Source organism: Pseudomonas sp. 7SR1 (genome assembly GCF_900156465.1).
GTDB lineage: Bacteria > Pseudomonadota > Gammaproteobacteria > Pseudomonadales > Pseudomonadaceae > Aquipseudomonas.
This window is the reverse complement of sequence record NZ_LT707064.1, coordinates 2,496,177-2,515,897: the sequence shown is the minus strand read 5'-3', so window position 1 is coordinate 2,515,897 and position 19,721 is coordinate 2,496,177. Positions and strand designations below refer to the sequence as shown.

General features: G+C 61.5%; 18 protein-coding genes and 4 tRNA genes. 12 read left to right on the top strand and 10 right to left on the bottom strand.

Features of this window, described 5'->3' with window-relative positions; all coding sequences use genetic code 11:
* Positions 1-193: 193 nt before the first annotated feature.
* From pilB to yacG, 5 genes are read left to right on the top strand one after another with little or no spacing between them, the layout of a single operon-like run.
* The gene (pilB, locus tag BW992_RS11485; RefSeq protein ID WP_072398625.1) at positions 194-1,894 is read left to right on the top strand and encodes a type IV-A pilus assembly ATPase PilB; all 1,701 of its coding nucleotides are present in this window, start codon (positions 194-196) and stop codon (positions 1,892-1,894) included.
* A gap of 2 nt (positions 1,895-1,896) precedes the next feature.
* Positions 1,897-3,114 carry a type II secretion system F family protein gene (locus tag BW992_RS11480; protein WP_072398624.1) on the top strand — a complete coding sequence of 406 codons (1,218 nt, stop codon included), beginning with the start codon at positions 1,897-1,899 and terminating at the stop codon, positions 3,112-3,114.
* Between the two features lies 1 nt (position 3,115).
* Positions 3,116-3,985, top strand: a complete 870-nt coding sequence (locus tag BW992_RS11475) for a prepilin peptidase (RefSeq protein WP_072398623.1) — start codon at positions 3,116-3,118, stop codon at positions 3,983-3,985.
* Positions 3,985-4,608, top strand: coding sequence for a dephospho-CoA kinase (gene coaE / locus BW992_RS11470; protein WP_072398622.1), 624 nt, complete (start codon positions 3,985-3,987; stop codon positions 4,606-4,608). Before BW992_RS11475 ends, coaE begins: the two co-directional genes overlap by 1 nt.
* Complete coding sequence (yacG, locus tag BW992_RS11465; protein WP_072398621.1) at positions 4,605-4,811, top strand: DNA gyrase inhibitor YacG; 207 nt, start codon at positions 4,605-4,607, stop codon at positions 4,809-4,811. Before coaE ends, yacG begins: the two co-directional genes overlap by 4 nt.
* Here yacG and BW992_RS11460 read toward each other — a convergent pair.
* Positions 4,808-5,023, bottom strand: coding sequence for a hypothetical protein (locus BW992_RS11460; protein WP_072398620.1), 216 nt, complete (start codon positions 5,021-5,023; stop codon positions 4,808-4,810). The two genes, yacG and BW992_RS11460, sit on opposite strands and share 4 nt — an antisense overlap.
* A gap of 63 nt (positions 5,024-5,086) precedes the next feature.
* Entirely contained in the window at positions 5,087-5,773 is a 687-nt protein-coding gene (locus BW992_RS11455) for an energy-coupling factor ABC transporter permease (RefSeq protein WP_072398619.1), read from the bottom strand.
* 142 nt (positions 5,774-5,915) lie between these two features.
* Here BW992_RS11455 and BW992_RS11450 point away from each other — a divergent pair, with 142 nt between their 5' ends.
* From BW992_RS11450 to BW992_RS11440, 3 genes are all read left to right on the top strand, one after another.
* On the top strand, positions 5,916-6,542 hold the full coding sequence (locus BW992_RS11450) for a DUF1780 domain-containing protein (protein ID WP_047229866.1): 627 nt from the start codon (positions 5,916-5,918) through the stop codon (positions 6,540-6,542).
* A gap of 129 nt (positions 6,543-6,671) precedes the next feature.
* Positions 6,672-6,845 carry a DUF3094 domain-containing protein gene (locus BW992_RS11445; protein WP_003205686.1) on the top strand — a complete coding sequence of 58 codons (174 nt, stop codon included), beginning with the start codon at positions 6,672-6,674 and terminating at the stop codon, positions 6,843-6,845.
* Positions 6,846-6,926: 81 nt separating this feature from the next.
* The gene (locus BW992_RS11440) at positions 6,927-8,225 is read left to right on the top strand and encodes an NAD(P)/FAD-dependent oxidoreductase (RefSeq protein ID WP_072431991.1); all 1,299 of its coding nucleotides are present in this window, start codon (positions 6,927-6,929) and stop codon (positions 8,223-8,225) included.
* Between the two features lie 125 nt (positions 8,226-8,350).
* Here the strand turns inward: BW992_RS11440 and BW992_RS11435 are convergent, their stop codons facing one another.
* From BW992_RS11435 to rluD, 8 genes are all read right to left on the bottom strand, one after another.
* Positions 8,351-9,976 (bottom strand): methyl-accepting chemotaxis protein, encoded by a 1,626-nt coding sequence (locus BW992_RS11435; RefSeq protein WP_072398617.1) that lies wholly within the window; start codon positions 9,974-9,976, stop codon positions 8,351-8,353.
* A 156-nt stretch (positions 9,977-10,132) separates the two neighbouring features.
* A tRNA-Pro gene (locus BW992_RS11430) sits at positions 10,133-10,209 on the bottom strand.
* A 94-nt stretch (positions 10,210-10,303) separates the two neighbouring features.
* Positions 10,304-10,379: transfer RNA gene (locus tag BW992_RS11425), tRNA-Lys, on the bottom strand.
* 5 nt (positions 10,380-10,384) lie between these two features.
* A tRNA-Pro gene (locus tag BW992_RS11420) sits at positions 10,385-10,461 on the bottom strand.
* A 7-nt stretch (positions 10,462-10,468) separates the two neighbouring features.
* A tRNA-Asn gene (locus BW992_RS11415) sits at positions 10,469-10,544 on the bottom strand.
* Positions 10,545-10,852: 308 nt separating this feature from the next.
* Positions 10,853-13,417: an ATP-dependent chaperone ClpB gene (clpB, locus tag BW992_RS11410; RefSeq protein WP_072398616.1), complete on the bottom strand. Its 2,565-nt coding sequence runs from the start codon at positions 13,415-13,417 to the stop codon at positions 10,853-10,855.
* Between the two features lie 130 nt (positions 13,418-13,547).
* A complete protein-coding gene (gene pgeF, locus BW992_RS11405) occupies positions 13,548-14,273 on the bottom strand; it encodes a peptidoglycan editing factor PgeF (RefSeq protein WP_072431993.1) in 726 nt (241 codons plus the stop codon).
* The gene (gene rluD / locus BW992_RS11400) at positions 14,270-15,232 is read right to left on the bottom strand and encodes a 23S rRNA pseudouridine(1911/1915/1917) synthase RluD (RefSeq protein ID WP_072398614.1); all 963 of its coding nucleotides are present in this window, start codon (positions 15,230-15,232) and stop codon (positions 14,270-14,272) included. Before rluD ends, pgeF begins: the two co-directional genes overlap by 4 nt.
* 150 nt (positions 15,233-15,382) lie before the next feature.
* Here rluD and BW992_RS11395 point away from each other — a divergent pair, with 150 nt between their 5' ends.
* From BW992_RS11395 to BW992_RS11380, 4 genes are all read left to right on the top strand, one after another.
* Complete coding sequence (locus BW992_RS11395) at positions 15,383-16,399, top strand: outer membrane protein assembly factor BamD (RefSeq protein WP_076406242.1); 1,017 nt, start codon at positions 15,383-15,385, stop codon at positions 16,397-16,399.
* Between the two features lie 126 nt (positions 16,400-16,525).
* On the top strand, positions 16,526-16,759 hold the full coding sequence (locus BW992_RS11390; RefSeq protein ID WP_072431994.1) for a PP0621 family protein: 234 nt from the start codon (positions 16,526-16,528) through the stop codon (positions 16,757-16,759).
* Entirely contained in the window at positions 16,749-18,338 is a 1,590-nt protein-coding gene (locus BW992_RS11385) for a sensor histidine kinase (RefSeq protein ID WP_072431995.1), read from the top strand. The genes BW992_RS11390 and BW992_RS11385 overlap by 11 nt, the downstream gene beginning before the upstream one ends.
* Positions 18,335-19,681, top strand: coding sequence for a sigma-54-dependent transcriptional regulator (locus tag BW992_RS11380; protein WP_072398610.1), 1,347 nt, complete (start codon positions 18,335-18,337; stop codon positions 19,679-19,681). The genes BW992_RS11385 and BW992_RS11380 overlap by 4 nt, the downstream gene beginning before the upstream one ends.
* Positions 19,682-19,721 lie beyond the last annotated feature (40 nt).

The following is a 19,721-nucleotide window of genomic DNA, read 5'->3' as shown; positions in this document are numbered from 1 at the left end:
ATGGTTGGAGCAGTCATTGCACGGCACATGCCAACCGCCCCGAGCCGCGCGGGCAAGGCCTTGCAGCCCGTCAAAGCACTACGGCCTACCCCAACAACCGCACTATCTGACATTTTTTGTCACCCCGCCCCGCTGGTAGGGCGTCGAGGCTTGACTAGGCTATAGGTCATGAATTGCCGTATCCGGGATCCCCATGACTGACATCGCCCTCAGTGGACTGACCAAGCAACTGGTACTGGCCGAACTGATCACCGAGCAAAATGCCCAACAGGCGCACCAGCAGGCCCAGCGCAATCGCATCCCCCTGGTCAGTTATCTGGTACAGAACAAACTGGTCCAGAGCCGCCGGGTTGCCGAGATCGCCTCGGAACATTTCGGTGTCGCCCTGCTGGACCTCAACAGCCTCGACAAGGACATCCAGCCCACGGGGCTGGTCAGCGAAAAGCTGGTACGCCAGCATCACGCGCTGCCATTGTGGCGGCGCGGCAACAAGCTGTTCGTGGGCATTTCCGACCCCACCAATCACCAGGCCATCAACGACATCCAGTTCAGCACCGGCCTGACCACTGAAGCCATCCTGGTGGAGGACGACAAGCTCAGCGATGCCATCGAGAAATTCTTCGAGTCCAGTACCACGGGGCTGGAGGGCATGGGCGATGTCGACCTCGACGGCCTCGACATCGAATCAGGCGACGACCGCAAGCAGGACACTATCGCCGGGCTGGACGCCGACGATGCGCCGGTGGTGCGCTTCGTCAACAAGATGCTGCTGGATGCGATCAAGGGCGGCTCATCCGACCTGCATTTCGAGCCCTATGAAAAATCCTACCGGGTACGGGTGCGCACCGATGGCATGTTGCGGGAAGTGGCCAAGCCGCCTATCCAGTTGGCGACCCGCATCGCGGCGCGCCTGAAGGTCATGGCGAACCTGGATATTTCCGAACGGCGCAAACCCCAGGACGGACGGCTGAAAATGCGACTGTCGAAGACCAAGTCCATCGATTTCAGGGTCAACACCCTGCCAACCCTCTGGGGCGAAAAGGTGGTGATCCGGATCCTCGACCCCTCCAGCGCGCAAATGGGCATCGACGCCCTGGGCTATGAGCCGGACCAGAAAGAACTGTACCTGGCGGCGCTCAAGCAACCCCAAGGGCTGATCCTGGTGACCGGGCCGACCGGCTCGGGCAAGACCGTCTCGCTGTATACGGGGTTGAACATCCTCAATACGGTGGACATCAATATTTCCACCGCCGAAGACCCGGTTGAAATCAACATGGAGGGGATCAACCAGGTCAACGTGAACCCGCGCCAGGGGCTGGACTTCGCACAAGCCCTGCGCTCATTCCTGCGCCAGGACCCGGACGTGATCATGGTTGGCGAGATCCGCGACCTGGAAACGGCCGAGATCGCCATCAAGGCTGCGCAGACCGGGCACATGGTGCTGTCCACACTGCACACCAACAGCGCCGCCGAAACCCTCATCCGCCTGCAGAACATGGGCATTCCCGGCTTCAACATCGCCACGGCCGTGCACCTGATCATCGCCCAGCGACTGGCGCGCAAGTTGTGCACTCATTGCAAGAAGGCCATCGAGATTCCAGAGGAAACCCTGCTCAAGGAAGGTTTCCCTCGGGAACGCATCGGCTCGTTCACGATCTATGAGCCGGTCGGTTGCGAACAGTGCAACAACGGCTACAAGGGCCGCGTGGGGATTTACGAAGTGGTCAAGAACACTCCCGAGCTGCAACGCCTGATCATGGCCGAGGGCAACTCGCTGGAAATCGACCTGCAGATGCGCAAGGACGGCTTCAACGACCTGCGCGCCTCCGGGCTGCTCAAAGTGATGCAAGGCGTGACCAGCCTCGAAGAAATCAACCGGGTCACCAAGGACTGAGCATGGCGGTCAAGGCAGTAAAAACCGATACCTACACTTGGGAAGGCAAGGACCGCAAGGGCACGAAAATGTCCGGCGAGCTGACCGGCCAGAGCCCGGCGCTGGTCAAGGCACAGTTGCGCAAGCAAGGGATCAACCCGGACAGGGTGCGCAAGAAGTCCACCTCGATATTCAGCAAGGGCAAGCGCATCAAGCCCCTGGATATCGCCCTCTTCACACGTCAGATGGCAACGATGCTCAAGGCCGGCGTGCCCCTGCTCCAGGCCTTCGACATCATCGGCGAAGGCTTCGACAACGCCAACATGCGCAAGCTGATCGACGAGGTAAAGCAGGAAGTCGCAGCCGGTAACAGCTTCGCCGCGTCGTTGCGCAAATGCCCGCAGTACTTCGACGAGCTGTATTGCAACCTGGTGGACGCCGGGGAACAGGCTGGCGCCCTGGATACCTTGCTGGACCGGGTCGCCACCTACAAGGAAAAGAGCGAGGCCCTCAAGGCCAAGATCAAGAAGGCCATGACCTACCCGACAGCCGTGATACTGGTTGCGGCGGTGGTCACGGGCATCCTGCTGGTCAAGGTGGTGCCGCAGTTCGAATCGGTGTTCGCCGGGTTCGGCGCGGAGCTGCCGGGGTTCACGGTGATGGTCATTGGCCTGTCGGAGTTCATGCAGCAATGGTGGTGGCTGCTGCTGGGTGCGCTGGTCGGCGGTTTTTTCGGGGTGAGATATGCCCTCAAGCGCTCCCAGGGCTTTCGTGACTGGCGCGACAAGTGGCTGCTCAAGCTGCCGCTGATCGGTGCCCTGATGTACAAATCCGCCGTGGCCCGCTTCGCCCGCACGCTTTCCACCACCTTCGCCGCCGGCGTGCCGCTGGTGGAAGCGCTGGATTCGGTGTCCGGCGCTACCGGCAACGTGGTATTCAAACGAGCGGTGCAACGCATCCGACAGGATGTCTCGACGGGCATGCAGCTGAATTTCTCCATGCGCGCGTCAGGCATCTTTCCGAACCTGGCGATCCAGATGACCGCCATCGGCGAGGAGTCCGGCGCGCTGGACGATATGCTGGACAAGGTGGCGAGTTTTTATGAGGCCGAAGTGGACAATCTGGTGGACAATCTCACCAGCCTGATGGAGCCGTTCATCATGGTGGTACTGGGGGTGGTCGTCGGCGGCCTGGTGGTTGCCATGTACCTGCCCATCTTTCAACTCGGCTCTGCGATCTGACATGCCCCTGACCGAATTCTTCGCGCTTTATCCCCTGGCCTTCGTGCTGACGGCGTTATTGCTCGGGCTGATCGTCGGCAGCTTTCTCAATGTCCTGGTGTGGCGCCTGCCCAGGATGCTGAGCCGGGAATGGCGACTGCAGGCCCATGACTTGCTGGGCCTGCCCGCCGAAACGCCCGGCCCGGCCTATAACCTGATACTGCCCCACTCCCAGTGCCCCCATTGCGGCCACCGCATCCGGGCCTGGGAAAATATCCCGGTGTTGAGCTACCTGGCGCTGCGCGGCCGCTGTTCCAGTTGCGCCACTCCCATCGGCAGGCGCTACCCCCTGACTGAACTGGCCTGTGGGGTGTTATCGGCGTTCGTCGCCTGGCATTTCGGCTTCGGCTGGCAGGCGGCAATGGTGATGGTCCTGAGCTGGGGCCTGCTGGGCATGAGCCTGATCGATGCCGAGCACCAATTGCTGCCCGATACGCTGGTACTGCCTTTGTTGTGGCTGGGCCTGATCGTCAACAGCTTTGGATTGTTCGCTTCGCTGAACGAGGCCATGTGGGGCGCTGTGGCCGGCTATCTGGCGCTGTGGTCGGTGTTCTGGGCGTTCAAGCTGATCACCGGCAAGGAAGGCATGGGCTATGGGGATTTCAAGCTATTGGCGATGCTGGGCGCCTGGGGCGGCTGGCAGATCCTGCCGTTGACGCTGCTGCTGTCGTCCCTGGTAGGCGCAGTCGTCGGCGTGGTTGTACTGCGCATGCGTGACGCTCCGGCGTCGACGCAAATCCCCTTTGGGCCTTATCTGGCCATTGCCGGCTGGATTGCGCTGCTCTGGGGTGGTCAAATAACCGACTTCTATTGGCAGTCTGTCGGTTTCTAATGAATACCCCTGTGGAAAAACCCTGGATTCTCGGCCTGACCGGCGGTATCGGCAGCGGTAAAAGCGCGGCGGCCCAGCACTTCATCGACCTGGGCGTGCACGTGGTCGACGCCGATCACGCCGCACGCTGGGTCGTCGAACCCGGACGCCCGGCCCTGGCGCAAATCGCCAGGCATTTCGGCCCTGGCGTGGTGCAGGCCGACGGCAGCCTCGATCGAGGGGCGCTGCGAAAACTCATCTTTGAAAATGCCGAGGAGCGTCGCTGGCTCGAGGCATTGCTGCATCCGTTGATCGCCGACGAAATCGCCCATCATCTGGCACTGGCACAATCGCCCTATGCGATCCTGGTCTCGCCACTGCTGATCGAGTCGGGACAGTACGCCATGACCCAGCGCATCCTGGTGATCGATGCTCCGGAACGAATGCAGATCGAACGTACCTTGCAGCGCGACCAGACCAGCGAACAACAGGTCCAGGCCATCCTCAAGGCACAGTCAAGCCGTCAGGATCGCCTGAGCCATGCGGACGACGTGGTGGTCAACGACCGCGACCTCGCCTGGCTGCACAGCGAGGTCGAACGCCTGCATCATTTTTACCTTACCTTGCGTGGAGGCCAGTCATGAGCCAGAACCCAACCGTTGATTGCCCGACCTGTGGCGCCCCCGTCGAATGGAGCCCGGAGAGCAAATTCCGGCCCTTCTGCTCCGATCGCTGCAAACTGATCGACCTGGGCGCCTGGGCGTCGGAGGAACACAAGATTCCGGTCAGCCCTGAGGCCGAGGACGAGTTGTTCAGCGAAGACTTCAACCCCCGCTCACATCATTAAGGGCGCATGAAACCGTAGTCCTGGCTGTCGTCGAGGTTTTCCGCCAGGAAACCCAATTCGTCGGCCAGGTCCTCGACACTGCGCACGGCCTTGCTCTGCTGCACCACCGCACTGAGCAAGGCCCGCAGGCTCAGTCCCGGATCGAAGCCTATTTCCATGGCCGCGTCCTGGCTGCGCCTGATCTCCTGTCTCGCCCACTCATAAACACTCATGGTTGTGCTCCCGAAATTTTTGCAGAGCATGCCGGGCGCTCGCCCGCGCAGCCTTGATGTGAATCAAGGCTTGTCGTTGTCCTTCCAGGGAGCCGACAGATACCGCGTACGGTTGAATGTCTCCAGCCATTCGGGGCTGAACACCACCAGCGCACTGATCACCATGCCGTTGATGAAGGCCTCGGGGAAAATGACCAGCCAGAGATAGCCGACAAAGTCGCTCAGCCAGTAAGGCATGGCGAATACACCGTCATACCACAGCAGACCGAGCCCCAGCAGCAGGCACAGCAGCGCCGACAGCGCAGCGGCCAGGAACCCCGAACAGAATATGTATACGAACAGGTTGCGTGGCTGGGCTCGCTCCACCAGGATCGCGCAGCATTCGGTGACCCACACCGGCAGCAGGACCAGCAGCATACCGTTGACGCCCACCGCCACCATGTCCTGACGCCCGAGCAGGACCAGCGCCAGCTGGGCCAGAAAGCCGCCGAGGATCGCCAGGGGCCAGTCCAGCAGCAGCGTCACGGCGGTCATGCCGATGAAGTGATACGACACGCCGGTCTCGAAATCCCGGCGCACCAGCCACAACATGAACAACGCGAGCACCGTCCCGAACAGCAGATGCTGGCGTCGACTGTCGGTGAACAGCTCGACCCAGGGCGCGCGCCAGACCGCCCAGGCGAGCACCGGCACATAGATCAGCCAACCCGCCGTGAGGGTCTGCGAAGAGAGCAGCTCGGCACCGATCATGGGACTCCTCCTTTCGCTTGCCCTGGCATCACAGACTCCGTCATCGCCTTCGAATTCAAGCCGGCAGTCTACACCCCGGCCGACGCGTATTAATCAACGCAAGGCTTCCAGCTTGTCGCAATTGAACGCTAAGCTTGGGCTCATGGATGACTCCGATTATTTACGCCTGCTCACCATCGCGGCCGAGCAAGCCAACGCCTTTCTCTCCAATGCCCGCAAATGGGAGCGTGAGCGTTGGGTCTGCCAACGGCTGCTGCAAGGGTTGAACGTGCCCTATCGCGCCGATGAGTTCGCCCCCGCCGGGGAACCACCGGACGTCTTGTTTCGCGATGCGAACTTCGAGGTGTTTTTTGTCCTCGACGAAGGCCGTCGCCTCAATGACGAATGGCGCGATGAGCTGCAACGCCGCCGCAGCGCTTTTTCCCTCAGCCAACTGGTGCGCCGCGAGGCCAAGCCCCGGCGGATCCCGGCCAACGAATTCCTGCTGCGACTGGCGCCCACCCTGCGCAAGAAAGCCCACAACTACACCGAACGAGGCATGGACCTGGGGGAGCTGGACATCATCGCCTTCGCCAGCCTCAAGCGCGAAGTGCTGGACCTCAACAGCCATTTCCCGCCACCCACCGAATATCTGCGCCAGGGCTGGCGCTCGTTATCGCTGGTGGGGCCGACCTTCGCCCGGGTGCTGTTCGCCCATCCCGACGCACCGGACTTCCTGCGCAGCAACCTGGGACGCAGCATCGTCTTCGATGTCGGGATCAGCCTGTGAAAACACGCCGGCGCCGCACACAACCGTGGTGTCGGCACCACAGGGATGTTACAACCCGTCCATTCGCCTGGACGACCGGCGCTCCTGTAACGTCTACCCGTTCTGCAACGTCTACCTGACGAGGCCTTTATGACCAGCCGCCTGAACCCCGAAGACCAGAAGCATGTCGAAGAGTACCTGCAACTGTCCCAGCACCGAGTCGAGCGCCGGCCCTTCCGGCCGTGGATGCTCCTGGTGGTGGTACTGGCCGTGACCATCGGCCTGGGCCTGTTGAGCCGATTGATCAGTTACCTGACGCTATGAGCAGCCTGGTATCGAGGGATACGACACCGGCGCTCGCTCGGGTAACGGCACCGATTTCCTTTAGCCTTGCGAGATATCCCCATGACCCATCGTATTGTCATCGTTGGCGGCGGAGCCGGCGGTCTGGAGTTGGCTACCCGCCTGGGTAAGACTCTGGGCAAGCGTGGCACGGCCAGTGTAATGCTGGTCGACGCGAACCTGACCCACATCTGGAAGCCGCTGCTGCACGAAGTGGCGGCCGGCTCTCTGAACTCTTCCGAAGACGAACTCAACTACGTCGCCCAGGCGAAATGGAACCACTTCCAGTTCCAGCTAGGGCGCATGAGTGCCCTGGACCGCGAACGCAAGCGTATCCAACTGGCCGCCACCTACGACGAGGCCGGCCTGGAACTGCTGCCGGCCCGCGAACTGAGCTATGACACCCTGGTGATTGCGGTCGGCAGCACTACCAATGACTTCGGCACCGAGGGTGCGGCGCAACATTGCCTGTTCCTCGACACCCGCAAACAGGCCGAGCGCTTCCACCAGCAGTTGCTCAATCATTACCTGCGCGCCCACGCCGGCCAGACCGACACGGAAGAGCGAATCAGCGTCGCCATCGTCGGAGCCGGGGCCACCGGCGTCGAACTGGCCGCCGAGCTGCACAATGCGGCCCATGAACTCGCGGCCTATGGCCTGGATAGGATCAAGCCGGAAAACATGCATATCACCCTGATCGAGGCCGGGCCAAGGGTGTTGCCAGCACTGCCCGAGCGCATCGGCGGGCCCGTGCACAAGACCCTGGAGAAACTCGGCGTCAATGTCATGACCAACGCCGCCGTCGGCCAGGTCACGGCCGACAGCCTGGTCACCGTCGACGGCAAAGTGATCAATGCGAGCCTGAAGGTCTGGGCCGCCGGGATCCGCGCCCCGGAGTTCCTCAAGGAAATCGACGGACTGGAAACCAACCGGATCAATCAATTGCTGGTTCTGCCGACCCTGCAGACCACCCGTGACGAGAACATTTTCGCCTTCGGCGATTGCGCCGCCTGTCCGCAACCGGGCTCGGATCGCAACGTGCCGCCTCGCGCCCAGGCTGCGCACCAGCAGGCTTCACTGCTGGCCAAATCCCTGAAACTGCGGATCGAAGGCAAAGCGCTGCCGCACTATAAATACACGGATTACGGCTCGCTGATTTCCCTGTCGCGGTTTTCGGCGGTAGGTAACCTGATGGGCAACCTCACCGGCAGCGTAATGCTCGAAGGCTGGCTGGCACGGATGTTCTACGTGTCGCTGTACCGCATGCACCAGATGGCGCTGTACGGGATGTTCCGTACAGCGATGCTGATGCTGGGCAGCAAGATCGGACGCGGAACCGAGCCCAGGCTCAAGTTGCACTGAGCCGATACACCACTGTCGCAAGCAGGCTCGTCTTCACAGTGGCCAAGTGTCCTCAAGTGGATACGGTCCCTGTGCAAACGAGCCCTGCTCTCGATGACGGCAACACAGGCGACACTGTCCCTGCATCACACCTGGAACCGCTGAACCATCGTGCGCAACGAATTGGCCAGTTGCGACAACTCATGGCTGGAGGCGCTGGTCTGGTCCGCTCCGCTCGCCGACCGAGCGGACAAATCCCGGATGTTCACCAGGTTGCGATCCACCTCACGGGCCACCTGCGCCTGTTCCTCTGCGGCACTGGCAATCACCAGGTTACGTTCGTGGATCTCGTTCACCGAACTCGTGATGGTCTGCAGCGCTTCCCCCGCCCGCTCCGCCAATGCCAGGGTACTGGCCGCGCGACTGGAGCTGGTCTGCATGGAGTCCAGTGCCTGGGCGGCGCCGTTGCGCATGCCCTGGACCATTTGTTCGATTTCCAGGGTCGATTGCTGGGTACGATAGGCCAGTGCCCGCACTTCATCGGCCACTACGGCAAATCCGCGCCCGCTTTCCCCCGCTCTCGCCGCTTCGATAGCGGCGTTGAGGGCCAGCAGGTTGGTCTGCTCGGCAATGGCCCGGATCACGTCCAGGACCTTGCCGATGTCTTGTGACTGATTCGCCAGGGATTGCACCAGGCCGCCGGTGATCTGCACATCGCTGGCAAGCGCGCCAATGGCGTCCACGGTATCGCTGACCCGCTCCTGCCCGAGCACCGCCGACTCACTGGACTGGCGGGTGGCATCTGAGGTGGAGACAGCATTACGTGCTACTTCCTCCACCGCCGTGGTCATCTCGGTGACAGCGGTGGCGGCCTGTTCGATTTCGTCGTTCTGCTGTTGCAGGCTGTGGGTGCTGTCGAGGGTTACCGCATTCAGCTCGTCGGCGGCGGTCGCCAGCTGCGTGGCCGAACCGCTGATACCCTGCAATGTCTCGCGCAGGTTCCGCTGCATGGTCGCCAATGCTTCCAGCAGGCGACTCACCTCGTCGTTGCCATGGGTTTCGATGGGACGGGTGAGGTCGCCACGAGCCACGCTCTGTGCGGCGCTCAATGCCTCGCCAAGGGGTTTGACGATGCTGCGGGTAAGCAGCATGGCCAAGGCGACCGTAGCCAATGCCGCCAGCACGATGAACAGGCTGACGATCATCCGGGAATTGGCGTAGTGCTCCTGGGATTTCTGGCTTTCGATGGAGACCTGCTTGGAAAACAGCTCCGCCAGGTCGTTGAGTTGCTTGCCCGAGCCGTCCACGACAGTTTTCATGTCCACCAGCAACAGCTTGATCAGTTCATCGCGCCGCCCCTGTTCCGCCAGGGTGAACGATTGAGCGATCCCCGAGCGATAGGCGGCGAAGGTCTGCTTGAATTGCTCATAGAGGGCCTTGCCTTCAGGCGTGACGACCAGCCTGTCGTAACTGGCGATTTTTTCGCTCAGTTCCTTGTCACGGGTGTCCATCTGTCCCCGGTACACCGCAATGTTCTTCGGATCCTCGTCCAGGGCCATGCGCAGGGAAATGGTGCGGATGCGCAACATCAGTTCGCGGATCTCGTCACCGCCGCGAATACTGGGCAACCATTGGGTTTCCACCGCGACCTCACTGTCGCGGATGCTCGACATCTGCCCCAGCGCAAACACTCCGAGCAATGCCACCAGCACAGCGATCAGGGCAAAACCCAGCGCCGCACGAGGGGCGATATTCAATTGGCGAAGAAACATAGCGGTTGCCTTTTTTTGTTATCGGCCTGAAAAAGGGGGCGATCATCCCATGGCCCCGTCGGCGGGTTATCGGCAAGTTGTATGATGACTTGAAGTGATTTACTTTTCCGCAGGCGAAAAAAATCCCCGTATCTTTCGATACGAGGATTTTCAATATGGTCGGGGTAAGGGGATTCGAACTCCTGACATCCTGCTCCCAAAGCAGGCGCGCTACCGGACTGCGCTATACCCCGGTAAAAAAAAGGCGACCTTCGCAAGTCGCCTTCCTCGATCAGCGCTTTTGGCCTCTGATCTTAAGATTCGATTCCAGCGAACTGGTTTCAAAAATGGTGGGTCGTGTGGGATTCGAACCTACGACCAATTGGTTAAAAGCCAACTGCTCTACCAACTGAGCTAACGACCCAAAAATGGTCGGGGTAAGGGGATTCGAACTCCTGACATCCTGCTCCCAAAGCAGGCGCGCTACCGGACTGCGCTATACCCCGATTGAAATGGCTCCGTGACCAGGACTCGAACCTGGGACCCAATGATTAACAGTCATTTGCTCTACCGACTGAGCTATCACGGAACTGATATTTCAAGTTACTGCATTGAAACCGATTGTATCCAGCTTCAACCTCTTCTACTCGTCTGCATCTCTGCGTTCGTGTGTCTGAGGCGCGCTATTCTACAATCTTCAAAACCGCTGTCAACCCCCTAAATTGCTTTCAAGACAATGATTTGCAACTTATTTTGGATTGCTTCTCAGGGAGAAGTAACCCGTGGGTGACTGACTGCGGGGCGCACTTTACAAGCCTTTTCCTTTGAGTTCAACGGCCTGATGAAAAAAATGGCCTCGCAATGCGAGGCCATTCGATCACAGGGACTTGCTGGCTTTCAGTTGAAGACGATTTCGTCGTTTTCCACCGTGCCGGTGACGGTTTCGCCGGGCATGAACCGACCGGAGAGAATCAACTGCGCCAGCGGGTTTTCGATCCAGCGCTGGATCGCACGCTTGAGTGGGCGTGCGCCATAGACCGGGTCGTAGCCCACGGCGATCAGCTTGTCCAAGGCCTCGTCGCTCAGTTGCAGCTTCAGTTCGCGCTCGGTGAGGCGGCTGCGCAGCCGGCCCAGCTGGATCTCGGTGATACCGGCGATCTGGTCGCGGGCCAATGGCTCGAAGATCACCACTTCGTCGACACGGTTGATGAACTCCGGCCGGAAGTGCGTGGAGATCGCGTCCATCACCGCGGCGCGCTGGGCCTCGCGGTCGCCCACCAGCTCCTGGATCTGCGTCGACCCCAGGTTGGAGGTCATCACGATCACGGTATTGCGGAAATCCACCGTGCGCCCGTGGCTGTCGGTCAGGCGGCCATCTTCCAGTACCTGCAGCAGGATGTTGAAGACATCCGGGTGAGCCTTCTCGACTTCATCGAGCAGGATCACCGAGTACGGCTTACGCCGCACGGCCTCGGTCAGGTAGCCACCCTCCTCGTAACCCACATAGCCCGGCGGCGCGCCGATCAGTCGCGCCACGGAATGTTTCTCCATGAACTCGGACATGTCGATGCGCACCATCGCCTCTTCGGTATCGAAGAGAAACTCGGCCAGCGCCTTGCACAACTCGGTCTTACCGACACCGGTCGGGCCGAGGAACATGAACGAACCACTGGGACGATTGGGGTCCGAAAGCCCCGCACGAGACCGGCGCACCGCGTTGGACACCGCCACCACGGCCTCTTCCTGACCAATCACGCGCTGGTGCAGCAGGCTTTCCATCTTCAGCAGTTTGTCGCGCTCGCCTTCGAGCATTTTCGACACGGGGATGCCGGTCCACTTGGAAACCACTTCGGCAATCTCTTCCTCGGTGACCTTGCTGCGCAACAACTGGTTCTCACTCTTGCCGTGCTGGTCGACCATCTGCAGGCTGCGCTCCAGATCCGGGATCACCCCGTATTGCAGCTCGGCCATGCGGTTGAGGTCGCCTTTACGACGGGCTGCTTCCAGCTCCTGGCGCGATTGTTCGATCTTCTGCTGGATCTGCGCAGAACCCTGGACCTCGGCTTTTTCCGAGTTCCAGATTTCCTCCAGATCGGAATACTCGCGCTCGTGACGCACGATTTCTTCCTGCAGCTTTTCCAGGCGTTTCTTCGCCGCTTCGTCGCTTTCCTTCTTCAGGGCCTGGGATTCGACCTTGAGCTGGATCAGGCGTCGCTCCAGACGATCCAGTACCTCAGGCTTGGAGTCGATCTCCATGCGGATACGGCTGGCGGCCTCGTCGATGAGGTCGATGGCCTTGTCGGGCAATTGCCGGTCGGTGATATAGCGGTGGCTGAGTTTGGCCGCCGCGATGATCGCACCATCGGTAATCGCCACCTTGTGGTGGACCTCATAGCGCTCTTTCAGGCCACGCAGGATGGCGATGGTGTCTTCTTCGCTCGGCTCGTCCACCAGTACTTTCTGGAAGCGCCGCTCAAGCGCCGCATCCTTCTCTATATATTGGCGGTACTCGTTGAGCGTGGTCGCACCGACGCAGTGCAACTCGCCACGGGCCAGCGCAGGCTTGAGCATGTTGCCGGCATCCATGGAGCCCTCACCCTTGCCCGCACCGACCATGGTGTGCAATTCGTCGATGAACAGGATGATCTGCCCTTCCTGCTTGGACAATTCGTTGAGCAGAGCCTTGAGCCGCTCCTCGAACTCGCCCCGGTACTTGGCCCCGGCGATCAACGCCCCCATGTCCAGGGACAGCAATCGCTTGCCCCGGAGGCCATCGGGCACTTCACCGTTGATGATGCGCTGGGCCAGGCCCTCGGCGATGGCGGTCTTGCCCACGCCTGGCTCACCGATCAGTACCGGATTGTTCTTGGTGCGGCGCTGCAGCACCTGGATCGTGCGTCGAATTTCGTCGTCGCGACCGATCACCGGATCGAGCTTGCCTTCCTCGGCACGCTTGGTCAGGTCAACGGTGTACTTGTCCAGAGCCTGGCGGGATTCCTCGTGGTTGGCGTCGTTCACCGCTTCGCCGCCACGCAGGTTGTTGATGGCATTTTCCAGGGCTTTCTTGCTCACGCCCTGGCCAAGCAACAATTTACCCAGCTTGCTGTTCTCGTCCATGGCGGCGAGCAGCACCAGTTCACTGGAAATGAACTGGTCACCCTTCTGCTGCGCCAGGCGGTCGGCCTGGTTGAGCAGCCGTGCCAGGTCCTGGGACATGTTCACGTCCCCGGTGGGGTTCTGGATCTTGGGTAGATGGTCGAGTTCCTTGGCCAGCTCTTTGCGCAGGCTGTTGACGTCGAAGCCTACTTGCATCAACAGCGGCTTGATGGATCCGCCCTGCTGCTCAAGCATGGCCTGCATCAGGTGCGCCGGCTCGATACCCGGATGGTCCATGCCGACAGCCAACGATTGGGCATCGGACAGGGCCAGTTGTAATTTGCTGGTTAAACGGTCAATACGCATAAGGTCACCTTCCTTTTGAGCAGGCCGGACCGAAAAACATCCTGAATGAAGAAACCTGCCAGATACCGTTATAGATGTGGACGATTCTGGAAGATTCAAGCAGTGCGCTGTTGATGCAGATCAGAGAATTCTAGCGTTCGAGCCAGACCAGGGAGGCGAAACGACCGGTGCGCGGATTTCGGCGGTAGGAGAAGAAGCGTGGATCGCCCACGGTGCACAGGCCGCCACCGTAGACCGCCGTGACACCGCGCGCCGCCAGGCGCAGGCGCGCCAGCTCATAAATGTCGGCCAGGAACTTGCCGGCGTTATGGCTGGGCACGAAAGCCTGCGTCGCCTGGGGCAGTTGCGCGACGAAGGCTTCGCGCACTTCCGGCCCGACTTCGAAGGCTTGTGGACCGATGGCCGGGCCGAGCCAGGCGAGTATTTCCTCGGATGGCTCCTGGAAGCGGTCGAGGGTGGCTTCCAGCACGCCGCTCGCCAACCCGCGCCAACCGGCATGGGCCGCCGCGACGCGGCTACCGGCGCGGTCGCAGAACAGCACCGGCAGGCAGTCCGCAGTCATCGCTGCGCAGGCGATACCCGGCGTAGCGGTCCAACTGGCGTCGGCGGTCGCCACCTGGGCCGGGTCGGCCTCGACCACGGCAATGCCATGGACCTGTTGCAACCAGGCCGGCTCGATGGCGAAGCGCTGGGTCAGGCGACGACGGTTTTCGGCAACGGCCCCGGGATCGTCGCCGACATGATCGCCCAGGTTGAGGCTGTCGAACGGCGCCAGGCTGACCCCGCCCGCTCGGGTGGTCACACAGGCCTTTACCCCGGCCGGTGCAGGCCAGTCGGGTATCAGCCAGTCGGTCATCCGACGAACGCCTCGCGGTCCTGCTTGAGCAAGGTCAGCAGCCAGACGAAGTCATCCGGCAACGGCGACTCCCAGCTCATGCGCTTGCCGGTGGTCGGATGATCCAGCTCCAGGAAACGCGCGTGCAACGCCTGGCGCGGGAAGTTCTTCAAAGACTCGACCATCGTCATGCTGGCGGCTGGGGGAATGCGGAAACGACCGCCATAGGCCGGGTCACCCACCAACGGGAAGTTGATGTGGGCCATATGCACGCGGATCTGGTGGGTGCGGCCGGTTTCCAGCTTGACCCGTACATGGGTGTGGGAGCGGAAGCGTTCCAGCACGCGATAATGGCTGACTGCGGGCTTGCCACCTTCCATCACCGCCATGCGCTGGCGCTGCTGGCCGTGACGACCGATGGGCGCATTGATCTTGCCACCGGCAGTGACCACGCCGATCACGATGCATTCATAGATACGGCTGACGCTGCGGCTTTGCAATTGTGCAACCAGCTGTGTCTGTGCCTGGATGGTCTTGGCCACCACCATCAGGCCGGTGGTGTCCTTGTCGAGACGGTGCACGATGCCGGCGCGAGGTACGTTGATGATATCCGGCACGTGGTGCAGCAAGGCGTTGAGCAGGGTGCCATCGGCGTGGCCGGCCGCCGGATGTACCACCAGGCCCGCAGGCTTGTTGATCACCAGGATGTCATCGTCTTCGTAGACGATGTCCAGGGCGATGTCCTGGGCGACCCATTCTCCCTGGGCTTCCTGTTCGGCCGTCAGCTCGAGGATGGCGCCACCATGGACGATGTCGCGCGGGCGGATCACCGCGCCGTCCACCGTCAGGCGGCCGTCCTTGATCCAGGCGGAAAGGCGCGAGCGCGAATGCTCGGCGAAGAGTTGGGCGGCGACTTGATCGAGGCGTTGACCGCCCATTTCGGACGGCACCTCTGCGCGAAGTTCTATTTTATCGGACATGCTCGGACTGGGCGTCGGCACAGCCTTTGGTTTCGGCTGCGCGCTTGTGGTTAAATACGGCGTCTTTTGCCCCGAGGCTTTCAACGGGGCGCTCATCATAACAGGACGGCCCCGCCCAAGACAGCGGCCGTCATAGGGACGCAAGCCGCCATGCAAGTGAAACACCTGCTGCTGATCGCCATCCTCGCATTGACCGCCGCTTGCTCATCGAAGGAAGTCGTAGACGAAAACCTGAGCGAAATCGAACTGTACCAACAGGCACAGAACGACCTGGACAACAACAGCTACACCAGCGCCACCGCCAAGCTCAAGGCGCTGGAATCGCGGTATCCGTTCGGCCGCTACGCCGACCAGGCCCAGTTGGAGCTGATCTACGCCAACTACAAGAACGCCGAGCCCGAAGCTGCGAAATCCGCCGCCGAGCGTTTCATTCGTCTGCACCCGCAGCACCCGAACGTCGACTACGCCTACTACCTCAAGGGCCTGACTTCCTTCGACCAGGACGTTGGCCTGCTGGCGCGCTTCCTGCCGCTGGACATGACCAAGCGTGACCCGGGCGCCGCGCGCGACTCCTACAATGAGTTCGCCCAGCTGACCAGCCGCTTCCCCAACAGCCGTTATTCGCCCGATGCCAAGCAGCGCATGATCTACCTGCGCAACCTGCTGGCCGCCTACGAAATCCATGTGGCGGATTACTACCTGACCCGCCAGGCCTACGTCGCCGCCGCCAACCGTGGCCGCTACGTGGTGGAAAACTTCCAGGAAACCCCCTCGGTAGGCGACGGCCTGGCGGTGATGACCGAAGCCTACCAGCGCCTGCACCTGGACGAACTGGCAGCCACCAGCCTGGAAACCCTCAAGCTCAACTATCCGGATCACCCCTCCCTGGTCGACGGCCAGTTCACCCCGCGGGTCGACGAAGCCGACAACCGTTCGTGGCTGAGCAAGGCGACACTGGGCCTGATCGAGTCCCGTCCGCCCCTGCCGCCGGGCGAAACCCGCGCCAACCAGGACGTACAGCGCCAGTTCCAGGACGCCAAGGAAGCCATCCCCAACGAGCTCAAGCCCAAGGACGAAAATGGCGACGTGATCGAGGAAGAAGAGCCCGAAAGCGAGTCCAGCGACCGATCCTGGTTCAGCTACATGACCTTCGGTCTGTTCGACTGACGCTAACGCGCCGGCAAAAAAGGAGACCCTCGGGTCTCCTTTTTTTGTGCCTGGACTTTATTGCGCTGTGCGCCGCTCCAGTCCTTTGGCTAAACTGCCGGATCACTTGCCAGAAAGCTCCCCATCATGCTTCGTTTATTGATCTTGTTCGCCGTTGTCGCCGCCGCCATATGGATCTTTCGCGGGATGAAGTCCGGCTCCCGCTCGTCGCGTTCCACCCAGGATCGGGACCCTTCCCCCATGGTTCGTTGCGCCCATTGCGGCGTACACCTGCCCCGGGACCGGGCGCTGGCCCTCGAACAACAGTGGTATTGCAGCCAGGCTCATCTCGAGCAAGGCCCAGGTCCTCGTGACCACTGAGACAGCGAGCCCTCGCGTCAAGCAGACGCAACGCCTGCTGCGCCTGTATCACCTGTACCGATTGAGCATCGGCATCACGCTGGTGCTACTGATTACCAGCAACATGGATAACCGCCTGCTGGAGTTCGCCAGCGACGACCTGCTGCGCAGCGGCAGCTGGTTGTATCTGGTCCTGAACATCCTGCTGGTGGTGTTTCTTGAAAACACTCGGCGCCCTGCCCGGCTGTTCGGCCTGGCACTGACCGACGTCTTGCTGCTTTCATGGCTGTTCTTCGCCGCAGGCGGCGCCCCCAGCGCCGTCGGCAACCTGCTCATCGTTTCCGTGGCCATCGGCAATACGCTGCTGCGAGGCCGCATCGGCCTGTTGATCGCGGCCGTCGCCACCCTCGGCATCGTCAGTTCGACGTTTTTTCTCGGCCTGAGCGATTCGAACCGTCCCAGCAGTTATCTACAGGCCGGCACCCTGGGAGCGCTGTGCTTTGCCGCAGCACTGCTGGTGCAGGGCCTGACCCGGCGCCTGGAAGCCAGTGAAACCCTGGCCGAGCAGCGCGCCAGTGAAGTCATCGGCCTCGAAGCGCTCAACGCGCTGATCCTGCAACGCATGCGCACCGGCATCCTGGTCCTGGACCGTGAGCGGCGGGTGCAATTGGCCAACGAAAGCGCGCTGAACCTGCTGGGCATGCACGACCTGATCGGCCAGCCCATCGACGACTACTCCACGGCCCTGGTCGAGCGTCTGCTGCTGTGGCAGAACAACCCCAGCCTGCGTCCGCCAAGCCTGACCATCGCCGGCACGGGCCTGACCCTGCAACCGAGCTTCATCGCCCTGGGGCACAACGAACAGCATCAGATTCTGGTATTCCTCGAAGACCTGGCCCAGGTGGCCCAGCAGGCCCAGCAACTGAAACTCGCCTCCCTCGGGCGCCTCACCGCCGGTATTGCCCATGAGATCCGCAATCCCCTGGGGGCCATCAGCCACGCGGCGCAATTGCTGCGCGAATCCGAGGAACTGAACGACGCAGACCGGCGTCTGACGCAGATTATTCAAGATCACTCCCAGCGAATGAACCGCGTCATCGAAAACGTCCTGCAGCTTTCCCGCCGCCAGCAGACCACGCCCCAACGGCTGGATCTTCGCGCCTGGCTCGACCAGTTTGTCCAGCAGGCGCGCCAAAGCGCGGCCGCATACCAGCAATTGCACCTGAGCATAGAGCCGGGCGACTACACCACGCTCATGGATCCGGATCAGCTGACCCAAGTGGTCGACAATCTGCTGCGCAACGCCTGGCGCCACAGCGCGCAGCTTCATGAACAGGCCGAGGCCTGGCTGAATCTGTTCATCGACCCTCACAGCCACCTGCCCACCCTGGACATCATCGATAACGGCGCCGGCGTGACGCCGGACCAGCAGGCGCACCTGTTCGAACCCTTCTTTACCACCAGCAGCCAGGGCACCGGCCTTGGGCTCTACCTGTCCCGTGAGCTGTGCGAAAGCAACCAGGCCCGCCTAGACTTCAAACCACGCCAAGGCGGCGGCTGCTTTCGCATCACTTTTGCTCATGGACGGAAACAGATTTGAATACACGCTCACGGCAACGAATCCTGATCGTCGATGACGAGCCGGACATCCGCGAACTCCTGGACATCACCCTGGGACGGATGAAACTCGACACCCGCAGCGCCAGGGACCTTGCCGAGGCCCGTGCCCTGCTGGCGAGCGATGCCTTCGACTTGTGCCTGACCGACATGCGCCTGCCCGACGGCACGGGCCTGGAGCTGGTACAGCACATCCAGCAGCGCTATCCCCAATTGCCAGTGGCGATGATCACCGCCTATGGCAGCCTGGAAATAGCCATCGACGCCTTGAAGGCAGGGGCTTTTGATTTTCTTACCAAGCCGGTGGACCTGGGCCGGCTGCGGGAACTGGTCGCCAGCGCCCTGCGCCTGCCGACAGTCGCCGCCCCGACCGCCACCATCGAACGCTGCCTGCTGGGGGACTCTCCGCCAATGCGCAATGTGCGCAAACAGATCGAGAAACTCGCCCGCAGCCAGGCACCGGTCTACATCAGCGGGGAATCGGGTTGCGGCAAGGAACTGGTGGCGCGCCTGATCCATGAGCAAGGGCCACGCTCCAGCCAGGCTTTCGTGCCAGTCAACTGTGGGGCCATTCCGACAGAACTGATGGAAAGCGAGTTTTTCGGCCATCGAAAAGGCAGCTTCAGCGGCGCCATCGAGGACAAGCCCGGCCTGTTCCAAGCCGCCAATGGTGGCACCCTGTTTCTCGATGAAGTGGCCGACCTGCCTCTGGCGATGCAGGTCAAACTGCTGCGGGCGATCCAGGAAAAAGCCGTGCGCGCCGTTGGCGGACAGCAGGAGGAAGTGGTGGATGTCCGCATCCTCTGCGCCACCCATAAGGACCTGGACGCCGAAGTCGCCGCCGGACGCTTTCGCCAGGACCTGTACTATCGACTGAACGTCATCGAACTGCGCGTCCCGCCCCTACGCGAACGCCGCGAAGACATCGAACCGCTGGCCAACCACATGCTCCAGCGCCTGGCTGCCACCACCGGCAACCCAGCCGCCAGGCTCCATCCCCAAGCCCTCGAGGCCCTTCGAAACTACCGCTTCCCCGGTAACGTGCGAGAGCTGGAAAACATGCTCGAACGGGCCTATACGCTCTGCGAGCACCAACAGATCGAAGCCGGCGACCTACGCCTGGCCGAAGGCAATGGAATCACCGACACCACCAACCCCGATCTGATGCGGGTCGACAACCTGGAAGACTATCTGGAGGACGTCGAACGCAAAGTCATCCTCCAGGCCCTGGAGGAAACCCGCTGGAATCGCACGGCGGCGGCGCAGCGGTTGAAGTTGTCGTTTCGGTCGATGCGGTACCGGTTGAAGAAGTTGGGGTTGGATTGATCAACCAAGAGCCATGCTGCCCCCTGTGGCGAGGGGATGA

What these genes read in the sequence shown, in the direction of transcription:
- pilB (WP_072398625.1), top strand. Translation starts at nt 194, where the DNA reads ATGACTGACATCGCCCTCAGTGGACTGACCAAGCAACTGGTACTGGCC.
- BW992_RS11480 (WP_072398624.1), top strand. Translation starts at nt 1,897, where the DNA reads ATGGCGGTCAAGGCAGTAAAAACCGATACCTACACTTGGGAAGGCAAG.
- BW992_RS11475 (WP_072398623.1), top strand. Translation starts at nt 3,116, where the DNA reads ATGCCCCTGACCGAATTCTTCGCGCTTTATCCCCTGGCCTTCGTGCTG.
- coaE (WP_072398622.1), top strand. Translation starts at nt 3,985, where the DNA reads ATGAATACCCCTGTGGAAAAACCCTGGATTCTCGGCCTGACCGGCGGT.
- yacG (WP_072398621.1), top strand. Translation starts at nt 4,605, where the DNA reads ATGAGCCAGAACCCAACCGTTGATTGCCCGACCTGTGGCGCCCCCGTC.
- BW992_RS11460 (WP_072398620.1), bottom strand. Translation starts at nt 5,023, where the DNA reads ATGAGTGTTTATGAGTGGGCGAGACAGGAGATCAGGCGCAGCCAGGAC.
- BW992_RS11455 (WP_072398619.1), bottom strand. Translation starts at nt 5,773, where the DNA reads ATGATCGGTGCCGAGCTGCTCTCTTCGCAGACCCTCACGGCGGGTTGG.
- BW992_RS11450 (WP_047229866.1), top strand. Translation starts at nt 5,916, where the DNA reads ATGGATGACTCCGATTATTTACGCCTGCTCACCATCGCGGCCGAGCAA.
- BW992_RS11445 (WP_003205686.1), top strand. Translation starts at nt 6,672, where the DNA reads ATGACCAGCCGCCTGAACCCCGAAGACCAGAAGCATGTCGAAGAGTAC.
- BW992_RS11440 (WP_072431991.1), top strand. Translation starts at nt 6,927, where the DNA reads ATGACCCATCGTATTGTCATCGTTGGCGGCGGAGCCGGCGGTCTGGAG.
- BW992_RS11435 (WP_072398617.1), bottom strand. Translation starts at nt 9,976, where the DNA reads ATGTTTCTTCGCCAATTGAATATCGCCCCTCGTGCGGCGCTGGGTTTT.
- clpB (WP_072398616.1), bottom strand. Translation starts at nt 13,417, where the DNA reads ATGCGTATTGACCGTTTAACCAGCAAATTACAACTGGCCCTGTCCGAT.
- pgeF (WP_072431993.1), bottom strand. Translation starts at nt 14,273, where the DNA reads ATGACCGACTGGCTGATACCCGACTGGCCTGCACCGGCCGGGGTAAAG.
- rluD (WP_072398614.1), bottom strand. Translation starts at nt 15,232, where the DNA reads ATGTCCGATAAAATAGAACTTCGCGCAGAGGTGCCGTCCGAAATGGGC.
- BW992_RS11395 (WP_076406242.1), top strand. Translation starts at nt 15,383, where the DNA reads ATGCAAGTGAAACACCTGCTGCTGATCGCCATCCTCGCATTGACCGCC.
- BW992_RS11390 (WP_072431994.1), top strand. Translation starts at nt 16,526, where the DNA reads ATGCTTCGTTTATTGATCTTGTTCGCCGTTGTCGCCGCCGCCATATGG.